15 protein-coding genes and 1 tRNA gene are annotated in these 21,741 nt (G+C 45.6%); 12 read left to right on the top strand and 4 right to left on the bottom strand.

The features are described from left to right. Positions 1 to 4: 4 nt before the first annotated feature. On the bottom strand, positions 5 to 916 hold the full coding sequence (locus HMPREF2918_RS03690; protein WP_070594619.1) for a KPN_02809 family neutral zinc metallopeptidase: 912 nt from the start codon (positions 914 to 916) through the stop codon (positions 5 to 7). A gap of 144 nt (positions 917 to 1,060) precedes the next feature. Between HMPREF2918_RS03690 and rpmG the strand changes: the two genes are divergently transcribed. The 3 genes from rpmG to nusG all read left to right on the top strand — a co-directional run bounded on the left by rpmG (position 1,061) and on the right by nusG (position 2,123). Continuing rightward, positions 1,061 to 1,213 carry a 50S ribosomal protein L33 gene (gene rpmG, locus HMPREF2918_RS10755; protein WP_003009043.1) on the top strand — a complete coding sequence of 51 codons (153 nt, stop codon included), beginning with the start codon at positions 1,061 to 1,063 and terminating at the stop codon, positions 1,211 to 1,213. A 9-nt stretch (positions 1,214 to 1,222) separates the two neighbouring features. Continuing rightward, complete coding sequence (gene secE, locus HMPREF2918_RS03685) at positions 1,223 to 1,399, top strand: preprotein translocase subunit SecE (RefSeq protein WP_003002261.1); 177 nt, start codon at positions 1,223 to 1,225, stop codon at positions 1,397 to 1,399. Between the two features lie 187 nt (positions 1,400 to 1,586). Then, positions 1,587 to 2,123, top strand: a complete 537-nt coding sequence (gene nusG / locus HMPREF2918_RS03680; protein WP_003002077.1) for a transcription termination/antitermination protein NusG — start codon at positions 1,587 to 1,589, stop codon at positions 2,121 to 2,123. Positions 2,124 to 2,173: 50 nt separating this feature from the next. Here the strand turns inward: nusG and HMPREF2918_RS03675 are convergent, their stop codons facing one another. After that, positions 2,174 to 2,932 (bottom strand): hypothetical protein, encoded by a 759-nt coding sequence (locus HMPREF2918_RS03675; protein ID WP_070594618.1) that lies wholly within the window; start codon positions 2,930 to 2,932, stop codon positions 2,174 to 2,176. Between the two features lie 144 nt (positions 2,933 to 3,076). Beyond that, a tRNA-Cys gene (locus HMPREF2918_RS03670) sits at positions 3,077 to 3,147 on the bottom strand. Between the two features lie 264 nt (positions 3,148 to 3,411). Between HMPREF2918_RS03670 and rpsB the strand changes: the two genes are divergently transcribed. After that, positions 3,412 to 4,194, top strand: coding sequence for a 30S ribosomal protein S2 (gene rpsB, locus HMPREF2918_RS03665; protein WP_003002189.1), 783 nt, complete (start codon positions 3,412 to 3,414; stop codon positions 4,192 to 4,194). Positions 4,195 to 4,276: 82 nt separating this feature from the next. Then, positions 4,277 to 5,317: a translation elongation factor Ts gene (tsf, locus tag HMPREF2918_RS03660; protein WP_003001949.1), complete on the top strand. Its 1,041-nt coding sequence runs from the start codon at positions 4,277 to 4,279 to the stop codon at positions 5,315 to 5,317. Between the two features lie 78 nt (positions 5,318 to 5,395). Here the strand turns inward: tsf and HMPREF2918_RS03655 are convergent, their stop codons facing one another. Further along, positions 5,396 to 5,866: a COG2426 family protein gene (locus HMPREF2918_RS03655; RefSeq protein ID WP_003002130.1), complete on the bottom strand. Its 471-nt coding sequence runs from the start codon at positions 5,864 to 5,866 to the stop codon at positions 5,396 to 5,398. A 154-nt stretch (positions 5,867 to 6,020) separates the two neighbouring features. Between HMPREF2918_RS03655 and HMPREF2918_RS03650 the strand changes: the two genes are divergently transcribed. The 7 genes from HMPREF2918_RS03650 to HMPREF2918_RS03620 all read left to right on the top strand — a co-directional run bounded on the left by HMPREF2918_RS03650 (position 6,021) and on the right by HMPREF2918_RS03620 (position 21,665). Next, on the top strand, positions 6,021 to 6,542 hold the full coding sequence (locus HMPREF2918_RS03650; RefSeq protein ID WP_003001978.1) for a Dps family protein: 522 nt from the start codon (positions 6,021 to 6,023) through the stop codon (positions 6,540 to 6,542). A 489-nt stretch (positions 6,543 to 7,031) separates the two neighbouring features. Continuing rightward, positions 7,032 to 13,856 (top strand): Ig-like domain-containing protein, encoded by a 6,825-nt coding sequence (locus HMPREF2918_RS03645; RefSeq protein ID WP_070594617.1) that lies wholly within the window; start codon positions 7,032 to 7,034, stop codon positions 13,854 to 13,856. Positions 13,857 to 13,959: 103 nt separating this feature from the next. Further along, positions 13,960 to 17,670, top strand: a complete 3,711-nt coding sequence (locus HMPREF2918_RS03640) for an alpha-L-fucosidase (RefSeq protein WP_070594616.1) — start codon at positions 13,960 to 13,962, stop codon at positions 17,668 to 17,670. Between the two features lie 217 nt (positions 17,671 to 17,887). Continuing rightward, a complete protein-coding gene (locus HMPREF2918_RS03635; protein WP_003009029.1) occupies positions 17,888 to 18,352 on the top strand; it encodes a CtsR family transcriptional regulator in 465 nt (154 codons plus the stop codon). Then, complete coding sequence (locus HMPREF2918_RS03630; protein WP_070594615.1) at positions 18,353 to 20,782, top strand: ATP-dependent Clp protease ATP-binding subunit; 2,430 nt, start codon at positions 18,353 to 18,355, stop codon at positions 20,780 to 20,782. 9 nt (positions 20,783 to 20,791) lie between these two features. Next, a complete protein-coding gene (locus HMPREF2918_RS03625; RefSeq protein WP_070594614.1) occupies positions 20,792 to 21,280 on the top strand; it encodes an ECF transporter S component in 489 nt (162 codons plus the stop codon). Further along, the gene (locus tag HMPREF2918_RS03620) at positions 21,258 to 21,665 is read left to right on the top strand and encodes a DUF4430 domain-containing protein (protein WP_070594613.1); all 408 of its coding nucleotides are present in this window, start codon (positions 21,258 to 21,260) and stop codon (positions 21,663 to 21,665) included. The genes HMPREF2918_RS03625 and HMPREF2918_RS03620 overlap by 23 nt, the downstream gene beginning before the upstream one ends. Positions 21,666 to 21,741: the final 76 nt, after the last annotated feature.

Genomic DNA, 21,741 nt, shown 5'->3' with positions numbered 1-21,741 from the left:
TTGTTTAAAGTTCACTATCTGACAAGCTAAAGGTATCGCCGTGTTGCAAATCTCCATACTGGTAGCCCCGTTTGAACCAGCGCATGCGTTGCTCGGAAGTTCCGTGGGTAAAGCTATCTGGTACCGAGTAGCCGTAGGCTTGCTCCTGGAGTGTGTCGTCGCCGACGGCATAGGCTGCATTCATGGCTTCTTCGATATCGCCGATATCCAGAAGATTTCGGTCTTGAATGGAGCGGGCCCAGACACCGGCTAGATAATCGGCTTGTAGCTCGATGCGGACACTGATAGCATTTCGTTCCTTTTCAGAAAGACCTTGTTGCATCCGATGGTATTTGCCAAGGATTCCCAGCTCGTTTTGTACGTGGTGGCCGACTTCGTGGGCAATCACGTAAGCCATGGCAAAGTCACCGCTAGCCTTGTATTTGGTTGTTAATTCCTTGTAGAAGCTCATATCCAAATAAATCTTTTTGTCGGTTGGACAGTAGAAAGGACCAGCCGATGCTTGCCCAACCCCACAGCCTGTCTGTGTCCGTCCGGTATAGAAGACTAGTTTGGGCTCATGGTAAGTACGTCCTTCAGCTTGAAAGACCTTGTGCCAATGATCTTCTGTTGTTCCAAGGACCTTGCTGACGAACTCAGCATCTGCATCGTCGACATGGGTCTTGTTGGTGCGCGTGATCTGGCTAGACTGGTAAGAATGAGAAGTCCCATTTCCAAAGAGACCCCCAAGGCTAGCGCCACCACCTCCTAGAAGAACCAGAAGAAGGATGAGGACGATCTTACTTTTGAAGCTCCCCGGCGATAGTAAGATCTGTAAAATGCCTCCGCCAAGATTACTATTGCCTGAAGAATGGGAGTAGCTTTGCCCTCGACGGTCTTCGATATTTCTACTTTCTTTTAGGTTATCACTTTTCATATTCGTCTCCTTTTGTTTTATTTTACCAAAAATGAGGCAAAAACCAGAGTGATAACGCTTTAGATTTGCTTTTTTCTTGACAGGAGATTTTCTGTTCTTGTCAAAACGTGGAAAACTTGCTATAATGGGGTGAACGGAGGCGTTATGGCATTAAAAAAAGCAAGTCTAGCGTGTACGGTTTGTGGGTCACGCAATTACTCCATTAAGCTGAGTGGGACGCCAAAACCAACACGTCTAGAAGTCAATAAATTCTGCAAACATTGCAGCAAGTATACCATCCATAAAGAAACACGATAGGAGAGAGTTGTGAAATTCATTAAAGATATTTTCGTCTTACTAAAAGATACAACTTGGCCAAATCGCAAGGAAAGATGGAAAAACTTTATCTCAGTGATTGAGTACACCGCTTTCTTTGTTGCATTGATTTATTTGTTCGACAAAGTCATTGCACGTGGCCTATTGCACATGATCAATTTCTTTTAAGAAAAGAAGCCAGGTGGGATCCCCAGGGTCCCACTTTTTGCGGTTTTTTCTTAAAAATAAATCAGCAAACCTCTTTGCATTCCTGCAAAATGTGGTATAATGAAGCTAGGAAAAGGAAAGCCAAGAGGCTTTTTTTAGTATGTTCACAAAAGCTCGAGCAGGCTAAACAGAAAGAAAGGATGCCCAAATGGACAGTTTTGATAAAGGCTGGTTTGTACTACAAACCTACTCAGGATATGAAAACAAGGTAAAAGAGAATCTTTTGCAACGTGCGCAAACTTACAATATGTTAGAAAACATCTTGCGCGTAGAGATTCCAACTCAAACCGTACAAGTTGAGAAAAATGGTAAAACAAAAGAAATCGAAGAAAACCGCTTCCCAGGTTATGTCTTGGTAGAAATGGTCATGACAGATGAAGCTTGGTTTGTCGTTCGGAATACACCGAACGTTACTGGTTTCGTCGGATCCCACGGGAACCGTTCAAAACCAACTCCATTGTTGGAAGAAGAAATCCGCAGCATCTTGCTCTCTATGGGTCAAACCGTTCAAGAGTTTGACTTGGATGTCAAGGTGGGCGATACAGTTCGTATCATCGACGGTGCCTTCACAGACTATACTGGTAAGATCACTGAAATTGATAACAACAAGGTGAAAATGGTCATTTCTATGTTTGGTAACGATACAGTTGCAGAAGTGAATTTGAACCAAATTGCTGAATTGTAAGAAAAATAGAACCCTCCAAGAAAAACTTGGAGGGTTCTTTGTATGGATCGTTATTGATTTTTATCCAGGCCAGTGATCTTTTTTAACTGCTTGGTTTCTGCAGCAGATGTAACATTGAAGATCTTATTGCCTTGTGTAGAGAAGCTAGATTCATCTCCGTTGCTATCTTTATAGACATAGCTGGTCCCATTTTCTGAACGCATAATGGCATAGGGTTTTCCGAGACGTTCGAGGGCCGTTTTTGGTGTATCGGATTTGGAAATACTGCCAGTAGACTGGTGGTTGGCATCGCCCCCTCTTAGTCGGAAGGTGATATCTGTTAACACATTATTGCGGAAGAAAGCCATGATATCGCCATTGTCTGTTGCCCAAACATTGACCCCATCGCCAGGATTCGCACTGTCTGTGCTACTTACGGGTTGACCAAAGGCTGCAACTACGTCATCGTAACTGCTTCTTTCTTTTGGCCCACCAACCTCTTGTCCATCTTCGGTTCTTAATACAAAACCGGTGGTAGGGTGGAGGTTTTTGAGCTTTTCGATCTCAGGAATGGATGCAGCTCCCGGCACATATTGAAGAGATGCACCATCATCTGGATCCATACTGAAGCGATCTGAAAAATCATCTGAGCTATTACTTTCAGAAGACGTGCTTGTCTCTTTACTCGATGATGTTTTGCTTGAAGATGATTGGACCGACTTTTTGGAACTAGAAGCTGTTTTTGCTGGTTGCGCAGAATTGGCGGGTGAGCAAGCTGCTAGTGTCACTAGTGAAAGAAGGCCGATCGTAAAGAAACGAATGTTTTTCATAAATACCCTTTCTAATGTGCTTCGCCAATCAGACGAGGTTTTATTATATCAATAATCAAGGAATGGAGCAAATGGCAACAAAAAACCCCCCTATTGCTAGGGGAATTTTTAAAAGATAAAAGATGATAAAAAATTTTATTATCAAGGCGGTAGACGGATTTGAACCGACGATCAAGCTTTTGCAGAGCCGTGCCTTACCACTTGGCTATACCGCCATAACATATAATATTGTAACCTAAAAAACAAGATAGGTCAAGAAAAACTTTTTACGTCAAACAACTTTAGAAAACCATTTCATCGGAGGGATTGAAAAAATCTCTCAAATAGCTTGCGAATTCTAGTGATTTCTGCTATACTTATAGAGTTGTCTAAGACAGCAAATACTCATCTCGGATCCATTGTGGCACCGTTGCCCTTGTGGTCGTGCTGCAAGTTGACGTCTGAGAGAGGAGAAAAAAACAAAAAAGGAGAAACTACTCATGGCAGTAATTTCAATGAAACAACTTCTTGAGGCTGGTGTACACTTCGGTCACCAAACTCGTCGCTGGAACCCTAAGATGGCTAAGTACATCTTCACAGAACGTAACGGAATCCACGTAATCGACTTGCAACAAACTGTAAAATATGCAGACCAAGCATACGACTTCATGCGTGATGCAGCTGCAAACGATGCAGTGATCTTGTTCGTAGGTACTAAGAAACAAGCTGCTGATGCTGTTGCAGAAGAAGCTGTTCGTGCAGGTCAATACTTCATCAACCACCGTTGGTTGGGTGGAACTCTTACTAACTGGGGAACAATCCAAAAACGTATCGCTCGTTTGAAAGAAATCAAACGCATGGAAGAAGATGGAACTTTTGAAGTTCTTCCTAAGAAAGAAGTTGCATTGTTGAACAAACAACGTGCTCGTCTTGAAAAATTCTTGGGCGGTATCGAAGACATGCCTCGTATCCCAGACGTAATGTACGTTGTGGATCCACATAAAGAACAAATCGCTGTTAAAGAAGCTAAGAAATTGGGTATCCCAGTTGTAGCGATGGTCGACACAAACACTGACCCAGATGATATCGATGTTATCATCCCAGCGAACGATGACGCTATCCGCGCTGTTAAATTGATCACTGCGAAAATGGCTGACGCTGTTATCGAAGGACGTCAAGGTGAAGACAGTGTTGCTACAGTAGAAGCTGAATTGGCAGCTACTGAAGGTCAAGCTGATTCAATCGAAGAAATCGTTGAAGTTGTAGAAGGCGACAACGCTTAATTTCATTCAATAAGTAACGAACCTAAGAGGGCAGGGCTCAGCCCGACCCTCTTATTTTATTAAAAAATATAGGAGAACAAAAATGGCAGAAATTACAGCTAAGCTTGTAAAAGAATTGCGTGAAAAATCTGGTGCCGGTGTTATGGACGCTAAAAAGGCATTGGTTGAAGTTGAAGGTGATATCGAAAAAGCGATCGAATTGCTTCGCGAAAAAGGTATGGCTAAAGCAGCTAAGAAAGCTGACCGTGTTGCCGCTGAAGGTTTGACTGGTGTTTATGTCAATGGTAACGTTGCAGCAGTAGTTGAAGTAAACGCTGAAACTGACTTCGTTGCGAAAAACGCTCAATTCGTTGAATTGGTAAACGCAACAGCGAAAGTGATCGCTGAAGGTAAACCAGCTAACAACGAAGAAGCTCTTGCTTTGACAATGCCTTCAGGTGAAACTCTTGAAGCTGCATACGTATCTGCAACAGCTACAATCGGTGAAAAGATTTCATTCCGTCGTTTTGCTTTGCTTGAAAAAACAGATGCACAACACTTCGGTGCTTACCAACACAACGGTGGACGTATCGGTGTTATCTCTGTGATCGAAGGTGGAGACGAAGCACTTGCTAAACAAATTTCAATGCACATCGCTGCAATGAAACCAACTGTTCTTTCATACAAAGAATTGGATGAGCAATTCGTGAAAGATGAATTGGCACAATTGAACCACGTCATCGACCAAGATAACGAAAGCCGTGCAATGGTTGGCAAACCAGCTCTTCCACACTTGAAATTCGGTTCTAAAGCTCAATTGACTGACGAAGTGGTTGCTCAAGCTGAAGAAGATATCAAAGCTGAATTGGCAGCTGAAGGTAAACCAGAAAAAATCTGGGATAAAATCATCCCAGGTAAAATGGATCGCTTCTTCTTGGACAACACAAAAGTTGACCAAGCCTACACTCTTCTTGCACAAGTCTACATCATGGATGACAGCAAGACAGTTGAAGCTTACCTTGAATCAGTAAATGCTTCAGTTATCGAATTCGTTCGTTTTGAAGTTGGTGAAGGTATTGAAAAAGCTTCAAATGACTTTGAAGCAGAAGTTGCAGCTACAATGGCAGCAGCTCTTAACAACTAAGAATAAAAAAATAAGAGGTTTCCTTCGAAACCTCTTTTTTGTATGTAAAGGACTGAAGCCGTTGCTTCAGTCTTTTGGTTAATGTGCGAAGGTATCGATTCCTAGAAGCAGGGACAGGGTTCCCATGATGAGGCCGGCTAGTATCACTCCAAGCATGACTGCGAGGCTACTGCGTTTGAAGTCCCAGTCAAGGATAGAAGCTGCAAGGGCACCGGTCCAGGCACCAGTTCCCGGAAGAGGGATTCCAACAAAGAGCAATAAGGCCCAGAAGATTCCCTTGTCTCCTGCAGCTTTTTCTAATTTCTGTCCGCCTCTATGGCCCTTATTGAGACACCAGCTAAAAAAGCCTCCGATAATTGGTTTTTTTGCCCCCCAAGTAAGAATATGGCGGGCGAAAAAGAAGATCAGAGGGACAGGGAGAAGATTTCCGATCACTCCGATCAGGAGCGCTGTCCATAAGGGAATACCATTTGCAATGGCAAAAGGGATGGCCCCGCGCAATTCAACAAGGGGCACCATGGAGATCAGGAAGGTAAAGATATATTTCATTAGTCAAGCCTTTCGATTAGTCTTCTTCATTCTATCGTATCTTTTCTCAATTGACAACTATGATCTTTTTTAATCTTTTATCTTGACTTTCTGGTGGAGGAAGCATATAATAAAGACATAGTTAATTAGAATCATTATAAAAAGGAGAAATGACATGACAACTATGAAACATGAAGCAGCTACTGATGTAGCAACTTTTGCACCTTCAAATAAAGAAACTCTTCCAGAAACAAAAGCTCTCTTGAACCAAGTCGTAGCAGATCTCTACGTGGCTCACATTGCCCTTCACCAAGTACACTGGTATATGCGTGGACGTGGCTTTATGGTTTGGCATCCAAAAATGGACGAATACATGGACAGCTTGGATGCAACCTTAGATGAAGTGAGCGAACGCTTGATCACTCTTGGTGGTGCGCCATATTCTAGCATGACTGAATTTTTGGAACACAGCAATATTGAAGAACGCCGTGGAACATTTACAAAAAATGTAGAAGAAAGCTTGACACGTGTTCTTGAAATCTTCCATTACCTTGATGGCCTTTACCAAAAAGCTTTGGATGTTACCGATGCTGAAGGCGACGATGTAACCAACGATATCTTTGTTGGGGCTAAAGCAGAACTTGAAAAGAACATTTGGATGGTGGCTGCTGAACTTGGTCAAGAACCAGGATTATAAGATCATAAAAAATAGAAGCCGTTGGCTTCTATTTCAGACTGAAGACAAAGTCTTCTTAGAAACTTTCCTTAGGTGAGTACGGACGTCAGCGAACTTCTACGAAGTTCCATGACTAATTATTGAGCCTAAGGTCTCAATAATTCCGAGTGCCTGAAACTGAATAGTTTCAGGCACTTTTCTCACAGCGGAAAGTTTCAGTAGATGATTGAATAATTCTAACGAATAAATTTTTTTATATTATAGAATTTATAAGATTTGTAAAAAAGAACAGTTTGTCTATGCTCTCAATAGGAGCCGTTGGCTTCTATTTTTTGCCTCGTAGGGGATTTCCACTAATTAAAGGAATTCTTAATCTAACTATAGTTGGAGCGAAATCGAGGCCTATCGCTCCTATTTTTTTGGTATAGTTAATATGTGATTTTCTGTAAGTGTTCGCAGACAGAAGAAAGCGCTTACAAATTTAATTGTTAATCCTAAGAGGAGGTTTTTATGGGAAAGTCTTTTTTTGAAAAGCGTCCTGTTTTTAGTATTCGTAAGCTCTCAGTTGGAGCTTGTTCTGTTGTGATTGGGATTTCTGCCTTGGGTCTTTCAAGGGTCCATGCGGAAGAAAAGCCAGCCCTCGAAAGTGAACCGACTTCGATTGAGACACCAAGTGTTGTGACGGAAAATTCAGAAGCGGAAGTTCCTGAAGCTGGTGCAAGAGTTTCAGAAGCTCCAGCTGTCATCACCCCTACCAGAGTTGAGGAAAAGCCAGCGCCTCAAGGCGAAGGCCAGCCTGTTTCTACTTCATCTGAGCGTGCTACAGGAACGGAAGCAACAGCTGCTCCAGATCAAAATCGTGTAGCGGAGGATATTGTGCAAGATCGAGAACGTGATTTTAATAAAGATTGGTATTTTAAATTAAATGCAGCTCCTGGTGCAGAAGGGCGTCAAGTGGATGTCAAGGATTGGAAAAAATTAGATCTTCCTCATGACTGGTCTATTTTCTTTGATTTCGATCACAACTCTCCTGCTCAAAATGAAGGGGGACAATTAAACGGAGGGGATGCTTGGTATCGTAAGACCTTCCGTTTGGACGACAAGGATCTAGATAAGAAGGTCCGCTTGGAATTTGGCGGGGTTTATATGGATTCCAAAGTCTATGTGAACGGACAATTCGTTGGTCATTATCCAAATGGCTACAATGCCTTTTCTTATGATATTACTCCTTATTTGAATGCGGATGGAAGCGAGAATACCATCGCCGTTCATGTGGTCAATCAACAACCAAGTAGCCGTTGGTATTCTGGTAGCGGGATTTACCGGGATGTTAAGCTGAGTGTAACGGACAAGGTTCATTTAGCGCAGTATGGGACTACGATTACGACCCCTCAGTTGGAAAAACAGCAAAATGGGGCAGTGGATACAGTGGTGAAGAGCCGCATTGTCAACCAAGATGATCAAGCTCATAGTATTTATGCGGAATATGAAATTGTCGATCAAAATGGCCAAGTGGTGAGCGAAAAAACGCGCAGTGAAGCACAAGCTGTTCTAGCAGGTCAAGAGATTAACCTATCTCAAACCTTGCATGTTGAAAAACCAACCCTCTGGGATGTGAAAACGGATCATCCAGCTCTCTATACCTTGTATACGCGGGTTTATCGGGATTCGCAGTTGGTCGATGTGCAAAAGGAACGCTTTGGTTATCGCTATCTGAACTGGACGCCAGAAGGTGGCTTCTTCCTCAATGGGGTGGCGACGAAATTCCATGGGGTATCCCTTCACCATGATCACGGGGCTCTTGGAGCTGAGGAAAATTACAAGGCTGAATACCGTCGTCTCAAACAGATGAAGGATATGGGAGTCAATGCCATCCGGACGACTCACAACCCAGCGAGTGAACAAACCTTAAAAATTGCTGCTGAGTTGGGCTTGATGGTTCAAGAAGAAGCTTTTGATACCTGGTATGGTGGTAAGAAACAATACGATTACGGTCGTTTCTTTGAAAAGGATGCCACTCACCCAGAAGCTCGTAAGGGGGATACTTGGTCCGATTACGATCTACGAACCATGGTAGAGCGGGGCAAGAACAATCCAGCCATTGTCATGTGGTCAATCGGTAACGAAGTCGGTGAAGCAGATGGTTCAGACAAATCTGTCGCAACTGTTCGTCGGTTGGTCAAGACTATCAAGGACGTGGATGCAACCCGCTATGTCACCATGGGAGCTGATAAATTCCGCTTTGGCGATGGATCAGGAGGCCATGAAAAGGTAGCAGCAGAGCTCGATGCGGTTGGATTTAACTATTCAGAAGCCAACTATGAAAGCTTACGGGCGAAACATCCAAACTGGCTCATTTATGGTTCGGAAACCTCTTCTGCAACGCGGACACGGGGCTCTTACTATCACCCTGAAAGAGAATGGATCGGCAGCAACCAAGAAGACCGCCATTATGAACAATCAGACTACGGCAATGACCGGGTTGGTTGGGGTCGGACAGCGACCGCCTCTTGGACCTTTGACCGTGATCATGCCGGCTATGCAGGACAATTTATCTGGACCGGTACGGACTATATCGGCGAGCCAACACCATGGCACAACCAAAATGACACACCTGTGAAAAGTTCTTATTTTGGTATTGTCGATACTGCCGGCCTTCCAAAGAATGATTTTTACCTCTACCAAAGTCAATGGGTGTCAGCTGAGAAACATCCAATGGTCCATCTCTTGCCACATTGGAACTGGGACAATCCAGAATTAGCCAATCGTGTCATGGATGAAGAAGGACGGATTCCTGTTCGGACCTTCTCCAATGCCCACAGTGTGGAATTGATTGTCAATGGGGAATCACAAGGAGTGAAGACCTTTACCAAGAAGACCACAGCTGATGGCCGGACCTACCAAGAAGGGGCAAATCCGGATGAACTTTATCTAGAGTGGTTGGTCCCATATGTACCAGGTAAGGTGGAAGCTATTGCGCGCAACGAAGCGGGAGAAGTGATTGCGAAAGATCAAGTCGAAACAGCCGGCAAGGCTGCGGGTGTTCGTTTGTTGAAAGAAGAACACGCGATCGCAGCGGACGGTAAGGATTTGACCTATATTACCTATGAAATCGTCGATGAAGAAGGTCGTGTCGTACCAACTGCCAATAATTTGGTGCATTTCCATTTGCATGGACAAGGCCAAATTGTCGGTGTCGATAATGGGGAGCAAGCCAGCCGTGAACGCTACAAAGCGCAGGAAGATGGCTCATGGCAACGCAAAGCCTTCAACGGCAAAGGGGTTGTGATTGTCAAATCAACTGAGCAGGCAGGTGCCTTTACTCTGTATGCAGACTCAGATCGCTTGCAATCAGACCAGGTCAGCCTCTTTACAGGTAAGAAGGACCAAGCAGAACGCACTGTATTAGGTGTGGAACCTGTTCGACAAAGTGCTTATCTAGGAGAAAAACCAACCTTGCCAAGTAAGGTCAATGTGGTCTATAGTGATGGCAAGGCCCAAGAAGAAGCTGTTGAATGGGATGCGGCAGACTATAGCCGTGCTGGCCAAGTCCGTGTGACAGGTCATGTTCAAGGACGCACGGTCGAAGCTCTGGTCGATGTGATCGGCGTGGAACAAGTCCTTCCAGTCATCAAACAAATCCCACAGGGAGCAGATCTAGCAACAGTGGATAAGGCTGTGCAATTAGTCTTCACTGATGGGACCACTGCCCACTATGAGGTCGATCAATGGACCTTGGAAGCTGGTCAAGAAGATCAATTGTCTACACCGGGAGCACGCTTGAAGGCGACAGGACTCCTAGGCAATGGGGAAACGGTCCAAGCGACACTAGTGGTTGCAGGAGGAGATGTAACCAAGGCTAAGAAACCAACGGTTCAGCTAGATGGAGTAGCTCTTCCAAAATTTGGTAGTGGCAACCATACCATTTTCCGTTCCCTCGCTTATGGTCAAGAGCCAGGTCAAGTCACAGCAAGTGCAGAAAATGCTCAAGTGACGGTCCTACAAGCTAATCGTGAAAATGGTTTGAAGGCTCAAATTTTTGTGACTGCTAAGGATACGGGAGCTGTACAGACCTATGTAGTTCAATTCCAAGAAGAAAGTCCGCAGATCCAGCGCCTAGAATTGCGTCTGCCAGAAGGACAGGAACTCAAGGAAGACCAAACGGTACCACTTGAAGTCATTGCCCATTACCAAGATGGTAGCCAGGCAAGTCTCAAAGCAGATCAAATCGATGTGAAGACAAGAGCTGGTAGCCAAGGAAAAGCCGTCGCAACCAATAAAGGTTTGGAATTGCGAGAAGCAGGATTGGTTCATTTAGAAGCCAACTTCCAAGGACAAACGGGAGAAGTCAGCTTTACCATCACACCAAATCCTGAAGAAAAGACGGTTGTCAAGGTGCGTCCTGTACGGATTAGTACAGATCGAAACATTTTGCCAGCTCTTCCAGAGACCGTCTTGGTCGAGTATGATAAGGGATTCCCTAAAGAAAAACGCGTGACCTGGGATGCTGTAACCGCAGATCAAGTCAAGGATTACCATAGCTTTACAGTCACCGGTCATGTAGAGGGTGTGGAAAAAGAAGCCCAAGCTCAAGTGACGGTTGAAGGCATTATCGCTGTAGAAGAAGTCAGCACTACCACTCCAGTCGGAGAAAAACCAGCCCTTCCAGAAAGCGTGCGGACCTATCACTCTAATGGTAAGACCTATACTGCTAAGGTGGCCTGGGATGCGGTCGATCCGCAACTCTTGGCCAAAGAAGGAGAAGTTGTCCTAGCCGGTCGTGTAGAAGGAACGGATCTTCCAACACGTCTTCATATTCGTGTTTCCGCAAACACAGTCAAGGGGGCCAACGTAGCAGAGCAATGGACAGGATCAGTCTTGCCACTCGCTTTTGCAAGTGACTCTAACGATGCAGATCCAGTTGCTAAGGTCAATGACAAGGTCATCTCCTTTACCGATGCTCCAGCTAACCGTTGGACCAACTGGGGTCGTAACAATGCGGAAGATTCGGTTGGGATCTTGTTTGGGGATTCTGGTATCTTGACCAAGCGAGCAGTGGATAACCTCCATGTTGGTTTCCACGAAGACCACGGTGTTGGGGCTCCAAGTGAATATGTGATTGAGTACTATACAGGGGAACAAATCCCAACGGTTCCAAGCAATCCAAATCGTGTCAAAGACGAAACAGACCATCCATTTAACAATCCAGCCAACTGGAAAGAAGTTAGCAACCTAACCGTTGAAGAACCGGTAGCAGCTGGTAAGATGAATCATTTCAGTTTTGATAAAGTCGACACCTATGCCGTTCGTATCCGTATGAAGACGCCAAAAGGCAAGCGTGGAAGCTCTATTTCAGAGATTCAGATCTTTGCCAATAAGATTGCGGCAGAAGAAAAGAGCCAGTTGACCATTCGCGTCAATGGCGATGTATTGCCAGGTGTCAACCCAAGTGTGACCGATTACTACATCGATGCGCGTGATCGGGCTTATCCACAAGTGGAAGCGACAGCCAGCCATCACGGCCTTGCAACGGTTGTTCCAAGCGTCCACGAAGGTGAGCCAATCCGCGTCATCCATAAAGCGGAAGATGGTACTATCTTACAAGAATACCGCCTCCATCTCACAAGTGATGCAGAAAAACTGAAACAAGCTGCTCCAGTAGCAGTAGAAGCAGGTAGCCGTTTTGTGAAAGTCGGTCAAGATCTAGTTCTACCATCTACAGTAGGTGTCTACTTTAAAGGGGACACAGGTTATGAACGCAAGGAACTGACGGTGGACTGGCAGGCTGTACCAGCTGATGCGCTTTCTCATGAAGGCAGCTTCACGCTGGAAGGAAAAGTCCTCGGCTATGATCTGACAGCTCAGCTGACCGTCCGGGTATCAGAAAAGACAGGAGAAAACCTCTCTGTGAACCGTGACTACAATGCAGAAGATACAAGAGCATTTGCTAGTGAAACCAATGATCTCGATCCAAATCAAATCGACTATATCGATTACATCAACGATGGTGGCTACAACGAATACTATCGCTGGACCAACTGGAAGAGAGAACCGGATCAAACTGAAGTATTTGCTGGTCTCATCTTCAAGAAAAATGGTCAAGTAACAGAGCGTTTGGTCAATAAAGTAGCGGTCGACTTCTTTGCAGATCAGGAAACAGGTCTGCCAACGAAAACCGTTCTTGAACGCTACATTGGTCCAGACTTTGATGTTCCGGATGATTATGGCAATCTGAAGAATCTTCCAGATCATCCATTTAACCAAGCCTCAAACTGGGAAGAAATTCCTTATAGCGTGGATTATGACTTTGAAGCTGGCTATATCTCTAACCTCAGCTTCAATGAAACCAGAACCAAAGCCATCCGTTTAAGAATGGTCCGTGATGAACATCTTAAAGGAATTGGAATCGTTGAATTGAGTGCCTATGCTCCAACAGAAGAGGCCCAGGCAACAACTGATGTCACGATCCAAGTGAATGGCAAAGACCTAGAAGGCTTTAAACCAGATGTGACAGATTATCATCTAGAGTATGAGGGAGAACGTCCAATCGTTTCAGCACAAGGCAAGAATGGAACAGCCGTTACGGTCGTGGATGCTAAAAGTGTCAATGCTCCAGTTCTTGTCAAGGTTGTCTCAGAAGATGGCAAGCTCGAAAAAGTATATCAACTTTCTCTCTCCGCAAAAGCACCTACAGGCTCAGCCATTCCTGAAGAAGGGGTCAAGAATCTGGTTCATACCAAACCAGAGTTGGTGATTGAGCCAGAAGAGATGGACTTTGAACGCTTAGAACGTCCAAATGCGGAACTTCCAAAAGGTGAGAAACGTGTGGTTCAAGAAGGCCAAAAAGGTCGCAAATTGCGCTTGGTGGAAGTTTCTCAAGAAAATGGTGTGGAAAGCCGGAAGGAACTGGATGCCTTTGTAGAACTAGATCCAGTGGCAGAAATTACAGAGGTAGGCACGAAAGAGGTACTTCCAGACACTCCACAACCAGAGCCACAACCAGAGCCACAGCCACAGCCGCAACCGCAGCCAGAACCACAACCGCTTCCGAACCCAGAGCGCCCTCATGTTTCAGAAGGACCAGTAGCTATCGCAACTCCTCAAGCATCTCTTGAGGTCAAAGCGGTGCGCCAGGAAGGGATAGATGCAGTAGTGAAGGAAGTCGAGAAAGAAACTCAAACACCAGCAGTTTCAGCTGCTCCAGTTTCCGAAGGTAGATTACCAAATACAGGAACGGAAGAAAGCGTCGCAAGCCTCGTTGCTGGAATCCTAGCGGCAGGCCTTGCTAGTGCTGTACTGGACGATCAGAAAAAAAGAGCCAAAAAGGCCAATTAAACAGCTAGAGAAACTAGCAAAAAGCGGTGAAAAGTTCACAGGTAAAAAGAAGGAGGATGGGGAAGCCCCACCCTCTTTACCTGGTGACATAAAGGAATAGAATATGGGAAAAAGATTAGTTGATCAGAGAAATCGATTTGGCATTCGTAAACTCTCAGTAGGCGTCTGCTCGGTAGTCGTAGCGACTTGTTTTTTAGGAGCTACTACCAGTTACGCAGAGGAACAAGCTGAGAATAGTGAACCACGTGAAGAACGGGTCGACACAAGCGATGTCGATCACCAAGGAAAGGAGGAGAAAACTGTGAACGAGCACCAAGAAGAATCAGAGCAGCCCTCAGCAACTACTAGCGAGAAAGAAAATCGCACAGCCAGTCAAGGGACAGAAGCCACTCAACCAGCCACTTCTCTAGATGAGGAGACTGAGATTGCGGATTACGGACCACTTCCAAGCAAGGCTCAGATGCAATACCACCGCGAAGAACTAGCAGCTTTCATCCACTTTGGGATGAATACTTACTACGATCGTGAGTGGGGAGATGGACAAGAAGATCCTTATTATTTCTATCCAGAGCATCTGGATACCGATCAATGGATCAAAACCCTGAAGGATGCTGGCTTTAAACGGACGATCATGGTCGTCAAGCACCACGATGGCTTCCTCTTGTACCCATCCAAATACACTGACCATACCATTGCCAAAAGTGGTTGGAAAGATGGAAAAGGCGATGTCCTAGCCGAGGTTTCTGCTTCTGCCAGCAAGTATGATATGGACATGGGGGTCTATCTCTCTCCTTGGGATGCTCACAGCCCGCTCTACCATGTGGATACAGAGGACAAATACAATGAATACTATCTCAACCAGCTTAAGGAAATCCTTGAAGATCCAAAATATGGGAACAAGGGTAAGTTCGTAGAAGTCTGGATGGATGGAGCGCGTGGCGATGGGGCTCAAAAAGTCACCTATACCTTTGACAAGTGGTTTGAAGCCATTCGCAAGGCCCAAGGGGATATTGCTATCTTCTCAGCTGAGCCGACCAATGTTCGTTGGATCGGAAATGAAAAGGGGGTTGCCGGAGATCCGGTTTGGCAAAAGGTCAATCCAGATAAGATTCGCAACAATCCATCCAATAGCTATCTCAATCACGGGGATCCGGAAGGGAAGCAATACTCAGTGGGAGAAGCCGATGTCTCTATTCGCTCCGGCTGGTTCTACCATGACAATCAAGAGCCTAAGTCCTTGCGCGAATTGATGGACATTTACTTCAAATCGGTCGGCCGTGGAACCCCGCTTCTGCTCAATATTCCACCCAATCAAGACGGAAAATTTGCGGATGCCGATGTGGCCCGTTTGAAAGAATTCCGTCAGACCTTGGACCAACTCTACAGTGTGAACTATGCGGCAGGAGCTTTGGTAGAAGCTGACTCGACACGACGCAATTCTCTCTACAAGGCCAGCCATTTGACAGATGGAGATGAAAAGACCAGTTGGGCTCCGGCTGATGATGCCAAGACCGGATCTTTTGTTCTCGATCTTGGAAAAGAACAGCATTTTGATGTGGTAGAGCTCAAAGAAACGATCGAGAAAGGCCAACGGATTTCTGGTTTCACCATTGATGTGGCTGTGAATGGCCAATGGGTTCCATATGGGGCTGGCTCAACCGTAGGATACCGCCGTTTGATCAAAGGGCAACCAGTTGATAGTCGCTATATCCGGGTGTCCATCACTGATGCCCAAGCCACTCCAATCTTGAACGGTGTCTCTGTCTATAAGACACCAGCCAGCATTGAAGAAACCGATGGCTATCCGCTTGGTTTGACTTATCATTCCGACCGGACTGCTGAGCGGGCCAATGGTCAGTGGAATGAAGAGGGAGAAGGCGTCCGAGGCACTTCTATGTGGACCAAGGAAAAGGGGGCTTCGGTGACCTATCAGTTTGAAGGCACCAAGGCCTATGTGGTCGCAACTGTCGACCCTGGTCATGGGGAAATGGATGTCTATGTCGATGGCCAAAAGCTAGCTACCGTCAATACCCAAAGCCCAAGCCGCAAACGCAGCCAAAAGGTCTATGAAACACCGGACTTGGCAGCAGGATCTCACACCTTGACCTTGGTCAATAGCAAGGGAGATGCGATCGCAACAGAAGGGATTTATGCCCTCAATAATCAAGAAAAGGGGCTCTTTGAGTTTGCTCAGCCAACCCTAGCTGTTAAGAAAGGCGACCCAGCGCAAGTCGTTGTCAAGAGAAAAGGTGGCTCTAAAGGAAGTGCCAGTCTTAAATTGATCACAGAACCAGGAACAGGGGTTCATGGCAAGGTCTATAAAGATACCAACGTCACCCTTGAGTTCGCAGATGGCGAGACAGAAAAAACAGTCCAAGTTCCAACCCTTGATTTTGCGGGAAAAGCGACCGACGTCTATGACTTTAAGGTCAAATTGCTCCATCCGGATCAAGGAAGCTTGGTCGGCTTTATTCCAGAACTGACAGTCCAAGTGATGAATGAAGACCAGTTGCCAGAAAATCGCAAAGAAGTGGATGACCAAGATCCAAAACTGCACTATAGCCAAGGCTGGCATCATGAGACAGACAACAAAGACTTCTCAAATGGCACAGAATCTTGGTCTAGCTTTAACCAAGTGACCGATGAGGAAGGCAAGAAACACATTGAAGTGACCATTACCTTTAAGGGCACAGGTGTGGAGGTCCGAGGAGTAGTCGACCCAAGTCATGGGCTCTACAGCGTCACTTTGGATGGAAAAGAAATGGCCTTCGAAGAAGGTCGGGGCCATGATTATGAGATCGACAGCGATCATTATTTCAGTGGCTATGGAGACCAACGCAAGCTCGACCAGAGTTTGGTCAATCTGCAAGGCCTAGCAAAAGGCTACCACCAGCTACGCTTGCACTTAGATCCAGCCCTCAATGATCCTCAGTCATCTCGAGCCATCCAGGTAGACCGATTTATCCTCTCAGGGAAAGATAGTCAGTTGCTCAGTCAAGAAGAGCTGCAACAGATCATCAGAGAAGGAGTAGAAAAGATCAAGGCTACTTCTCTTGATCGCTTGAAAGCAGACCTCAAACCGACGGTTCAAGGACAATTAACGGACTTGACTCAGTTGTTGGATCAAGAGCGCCCAGATTTGGTTGCTGCAGCTAATCAAGTGGAAGCCCTTGAAACCATCTTAGAAGATGCTAACAATTATGAACCCCTGACGCAGACACGCCCAGATCAAGGTGTTCGGGATTTGATTCTTGAAAAGCCAGAACTTCTCATCGAAGCAGAGGAGATTCCATTTGAGAGTCAAACGCGTGAGAACAAGGACTTGGCCAAGGGCGAGAGCCGAATCCTTCAAGCAGGGAAGGTCGGACGCCGCTTGAAATTAATCGAGGTTCGACAAGAAGAAGGCAAAGAAATTCGGACAGAAGTCGATGCCTTTGTCGAAGTGGAGGCCCAGGACCAGATCACAGAAGTCGGAACGAAGGAAGCGGAAGAAAGTCCGTTGATAGCTGATATGCCGACTCCAACCACTCCTGTCACTCCAAGTAAGGTGCAACCAGAAGTTGCGACTCTTTCTCAAGTTGAAGAGAAAAAAGAAAAAGAAAGACCAGTTCTCTTTCAACCGAAAATCCCAGAAGCAGTTTCTGTTTCGACTTCAGACCATCCGGAAAAAGAAGTGGTTGAAAGTCCTTCTCTACAATCGGAAGGAAAACTACCTCAAACCGGTACAAAAGAAGGTGGTTTCTTTGCTTGGTTAGGCCTTCTTGGTCTAGGTTTCTTGGGCGGAGGCGCCAAATTCGCTCGTCGCAAAGAGTAGTTCATTCTTTGCATAAGAGGTTAGTTCTCGCTAGCCTCTTTTGCTTTGTATTCTTAAGAGATTCCTATTTCCATAGAGTCTTTGCTTTATTTACAGCCGTAAAAATTGTATAATAGTCAAATAAGGTCAATGATGAGAAGGAACACTCCAAGGCCATTTTTTATGGGCCAAAGAGCAGAGCATCCATCTAGAAAAAAACAAGTCAGAAAGGAGCATCATGGCAAATAAGAATACATCTGATAGCATTGAAGCTTATATCAAGGCCTTGCTGGCTCAAGCTGGCATGGCAGAGCTCAAAAGAAGTGAGTTAGCCGATGTCTTTCAGGTCGTACCCAGTCAGATTAACTATGTTATCAAGACTCGCTTTACCGAGAGCCGAGGCTATATTGTAGAGAGCAAGCGCGGTGGTGGGGGCTATATCCGCATTGGCAAGGTCCAGTTTTCAGATCACCATCAGATGCTCCAAGACTTGGCAGCCAATATTGGAGAGACCATCAGCCAGCAGGTCTTCAATGATATCCTCCAGATGCTCTATGAAGAAAAATTATTGACACAACGTGAGACTCAGCTCTTGCTTGCGACGACCTCCGATGAGGTCCTAGGTCGAGATGCTCTCATCCTACGAGCAAGTATGCTGAAAAAAATCATTCAACAAGTAGATAGAAAAGGAAATACCGACTAGATGAACTATTCAACAGCACTGTTAGAAAGTATAGAAGCGGCCCAAATATTAGCAGGCCACTATCAGGGGCATACCTTAGATACTTGGCATCTCCTGACGGCTATGGCCAATAATCCCTATAGCGTGGCAGGTTCTGTACTGAACGATTATCCTATGCAGATCGATGAGTTTCAGGATGCAGCGGAGCATATTACAGGTCAAGCTTTTCAAAGCGACAATCGGTATGAAATCTTCCCATTTTCTTATCGGATGGAAGCCATTATGAAACACGCAAGAGAGATTGCCCAGGTCCTTCATGCCAAGACCTTGGGAACAGAGCATGTGCTCCTCTCTCTTCTAGCAGACCGTGGGACCTTGGCGAGCCAAGTCATGGAGTTTGCCGGCTTTGCCTTTACAGAACAAGACAAGGGAGTTCCTATTGCCTCCCTTCGCAAGAATCTAGAAGACAAGGCAGGCTGGGACAAAAATGATATTAAAGCTATCCGGAGTCTTTATCGGGCCCAAAACCCTAACCGCCAAACTATGGGGAATATGATGGGCATGCCCCCAAGTACAAGTGGAGGTCTTGAAGATTATACCCGTGATTTGACAGAAATGGCGCGGGCAGGCCAGCTTGAGCCTGTGATTGGTCGGGATGCAGAGATTTCACGCATGATCCAAATCCTCAGCCGCAAGACCAAGAACAATCCTGTATTGGTGGGAGAAGCAGGGGTCGGAAAGACAGCTCTTGCCTTAGGCCTGGCCCAGCGGGTCGCTAGTGGCCATGTTCCAGCTGAAATCGCGCAAATGCGTGTCCTTGAATTGGATCTCATGAATGTCGTTGCAGGGACGCGCTTCCGTGGGGACTTCGAAGAGCGGATGAACAATATCATCCAGGACATCGAAGAAGACGGTCACGTGATTCTCTTTATCGATGAACTGCATACCATTATGGGGTCAGGATCCGGCATTGATTCGACCTTAGACGCAGCCAATATTCTAAAACCAGCCCTGGCACGGGGAACCTTGCGTACAGTTGGAGCAACGACTCAAGATGAGTACCAAAAGCATATCGAAAAAGATGCAGCCCTTTCTCGGCGTTTTGCGAAAGTCACCATTGAAGAGCCAAGTGTTGCAGATAGCATCCAAATTCTCCAAGGCTTGAAAGAAACCTACCAGGACCACCATCATGTGACCATTACCGATGAAGCGATCGAAACAGCTGTCAAATATGCCCACCGCTATTTGACCAGCCGTCAATTACCAGATTCAGCCATTGATCTCTTGGATGAAGCGGCAGCTACTGTACAAAACCGCGATTCCAACGGTCACGTAAAAGAAGAGTTGACCGCCTTGGATCAGGCCTTGATGGATGGCAAGTGGAAGAAAGCGGCCCAACTCTTAGAAGTAGAGGCCGCTCCCATTGTCTACAAAAAAGAAGTCACTGACCAAGATGTCTTGGTGACCTTGAGCCAATTATCTGGTATTCCAACTCAAAAACTGACCCAAACCGATGCCAAGAAGTACCTCAACTTAGAAGCAGAATTGCACAAGCGCGTGATTGGTCAAGACCAAGCCGTTTCGAGTATCAGTCGGGCTATTCGACGCAATCAATCAGGTATCCGTAGTAATAAACGTCCGATCGGTTCTTTCATGTTCCTAGGACCTACCGGTGTCGGAAAAACAGAGCTAGCCAAAGCTTTGGCAGAAGTTCTGTTTGATGATGAATCGGCCCTCATCCGTTTTGATATGAGTGAGTACATGGAAAAATTCGCAGCCAGCCGCCTCAACGGAGCTCCTCCAGGCTATGTGGGCTATGAAGAAGGAGGCGAGTTGACCGAGAAAGTCCGCAACAAACCCTATTCCGTTCTCTTATTTGATGAGGTGGAAAAAGCCCATCCAGATATTTTCAATGTCCTTTTGCAGGTCTTGGATGACGGAGTTTTAACCGATAGTAAAGGCCGGAAGATCGACTTCTCCAATACCATTATCATCATGACCTCAAACCTGGGAGCTACAGCCCTTCGGGATGATAAGACAGTTGGCTTTGGTGCTAAAGATATCCGCTTTGACCAAGCCAATATGGAAAAACGCATGTTTGAAGAGTTGAAGAAGACCTATCGTCCAGAGTTTATCAACCGGATTGATGAAAAGGTGGTCTTCCATAGTCTCTCAAGCGAGGACATGCAGCAGATAGTGAAAGTCATGGTCAAACCGCTCATCGCGACCTTGGCCGAACAAGGTATGACCCTCAAATTCCAGCCTTCAGCGCTCAAGTTGCTAGCAACCAAAGGCTACGATCCAGAAATGGGAGCTCGGCCACTCCGTCGTGTCTTGCAGACCGAAGTGGAAGATCAACTAGCAGAGCTATTGCTGAAAGGCCAAGCCCAAGAAGGGCAAACCATCAAGGTTGGAACGACAGCCGGAACGATCAAGTTCGAGATTGTCTAGGAGGACGTCATGACGCTTCAGCGATTAACCCGTATTTCGCTTTTGGCGGCCCTTTGTGTCGCTCTACGTCAGGCTTTTGCCCCTTTCCCAAATGTCCAACCTATTTCTGCTATCTTTTTTCTCTTGGTGATATTTGAAGGGTATAGCTTTGCTTTTCTTGTGATGATGATCACCATGTTTGTCTCCGCCTTTTTCCTGGGGATGAGCTTGATTGTGTTCTTTCAGATTGTCGCCTTTGGCTGTTTGATGCTCATTTGGCGCATCAGTTACAAGTGGTTGCCCTTTGTCCTTCAGATCCTTTTTGTAGGCCTACTGTCCTTTGCTTATGGGGTGTTGATCGATAGTGTTTATGCCTTGGTATACCATATTCCTTGGTGGACCTATGCTTTGGTCAATGGTTTTAGTTTTAACCTTGCCCATGCTCTGTCGACGATCATTTTCTATCCCATTATTTATCAAATCTTTAGGAGATTTTATGTTGAAAAAAACCATTTCTAGCTTGATGACCTTACTTGCAGCTCTTCTTTTAGCGAGTTGCGCTCCGTCTCATAGCACAAACAATCAAACAAGTGCTTCTAGCACAGAAGTTGCCAAGAAAAACGAAATTTCGATTACAATTAGCGTGACGCCAGAAGGTCAAAAAGCGCAATTGAAAACCTTGAAAGTAGCAGAAGAGAGCAACCTTATGAAAGTGCTCAAAGCCAACTACAAGATTGAAGAAAAAAATGGCATGATCACCTCGATTGACGGTCACAGCCAAGACGAAGCCAAAGGCCTTTACTGGATGTACAAGATCAATGGCGAAATGGCTCCAAAAGGTGCTGCTGAAACCACTGTTAAAAAAGGGGACAAGATCGAATTCTATCAAGAAGTGTATAAATAATGAGAAGCTGGACAGTATGTCCGGCTTCAGATTAAAGATAAAGTTATCTTAGAAACTTTCCTTAGGTGAGTACGGA

The organism is Streptococcus sp. HMSC065C01 (assembly GCF_001813525.1).
Classification (GTDB): Bacteria; Bacillota; Bacilli; order Lactobacillales; family Streptococcaceae; genus Streptococcus; species Streptococcus parasanguinis_V.
The sequence above is the reverse complement of the archived record's forward strand: the minus strand, read 5'-3'. Positions and strand labels throughout refer to the sequence as shown.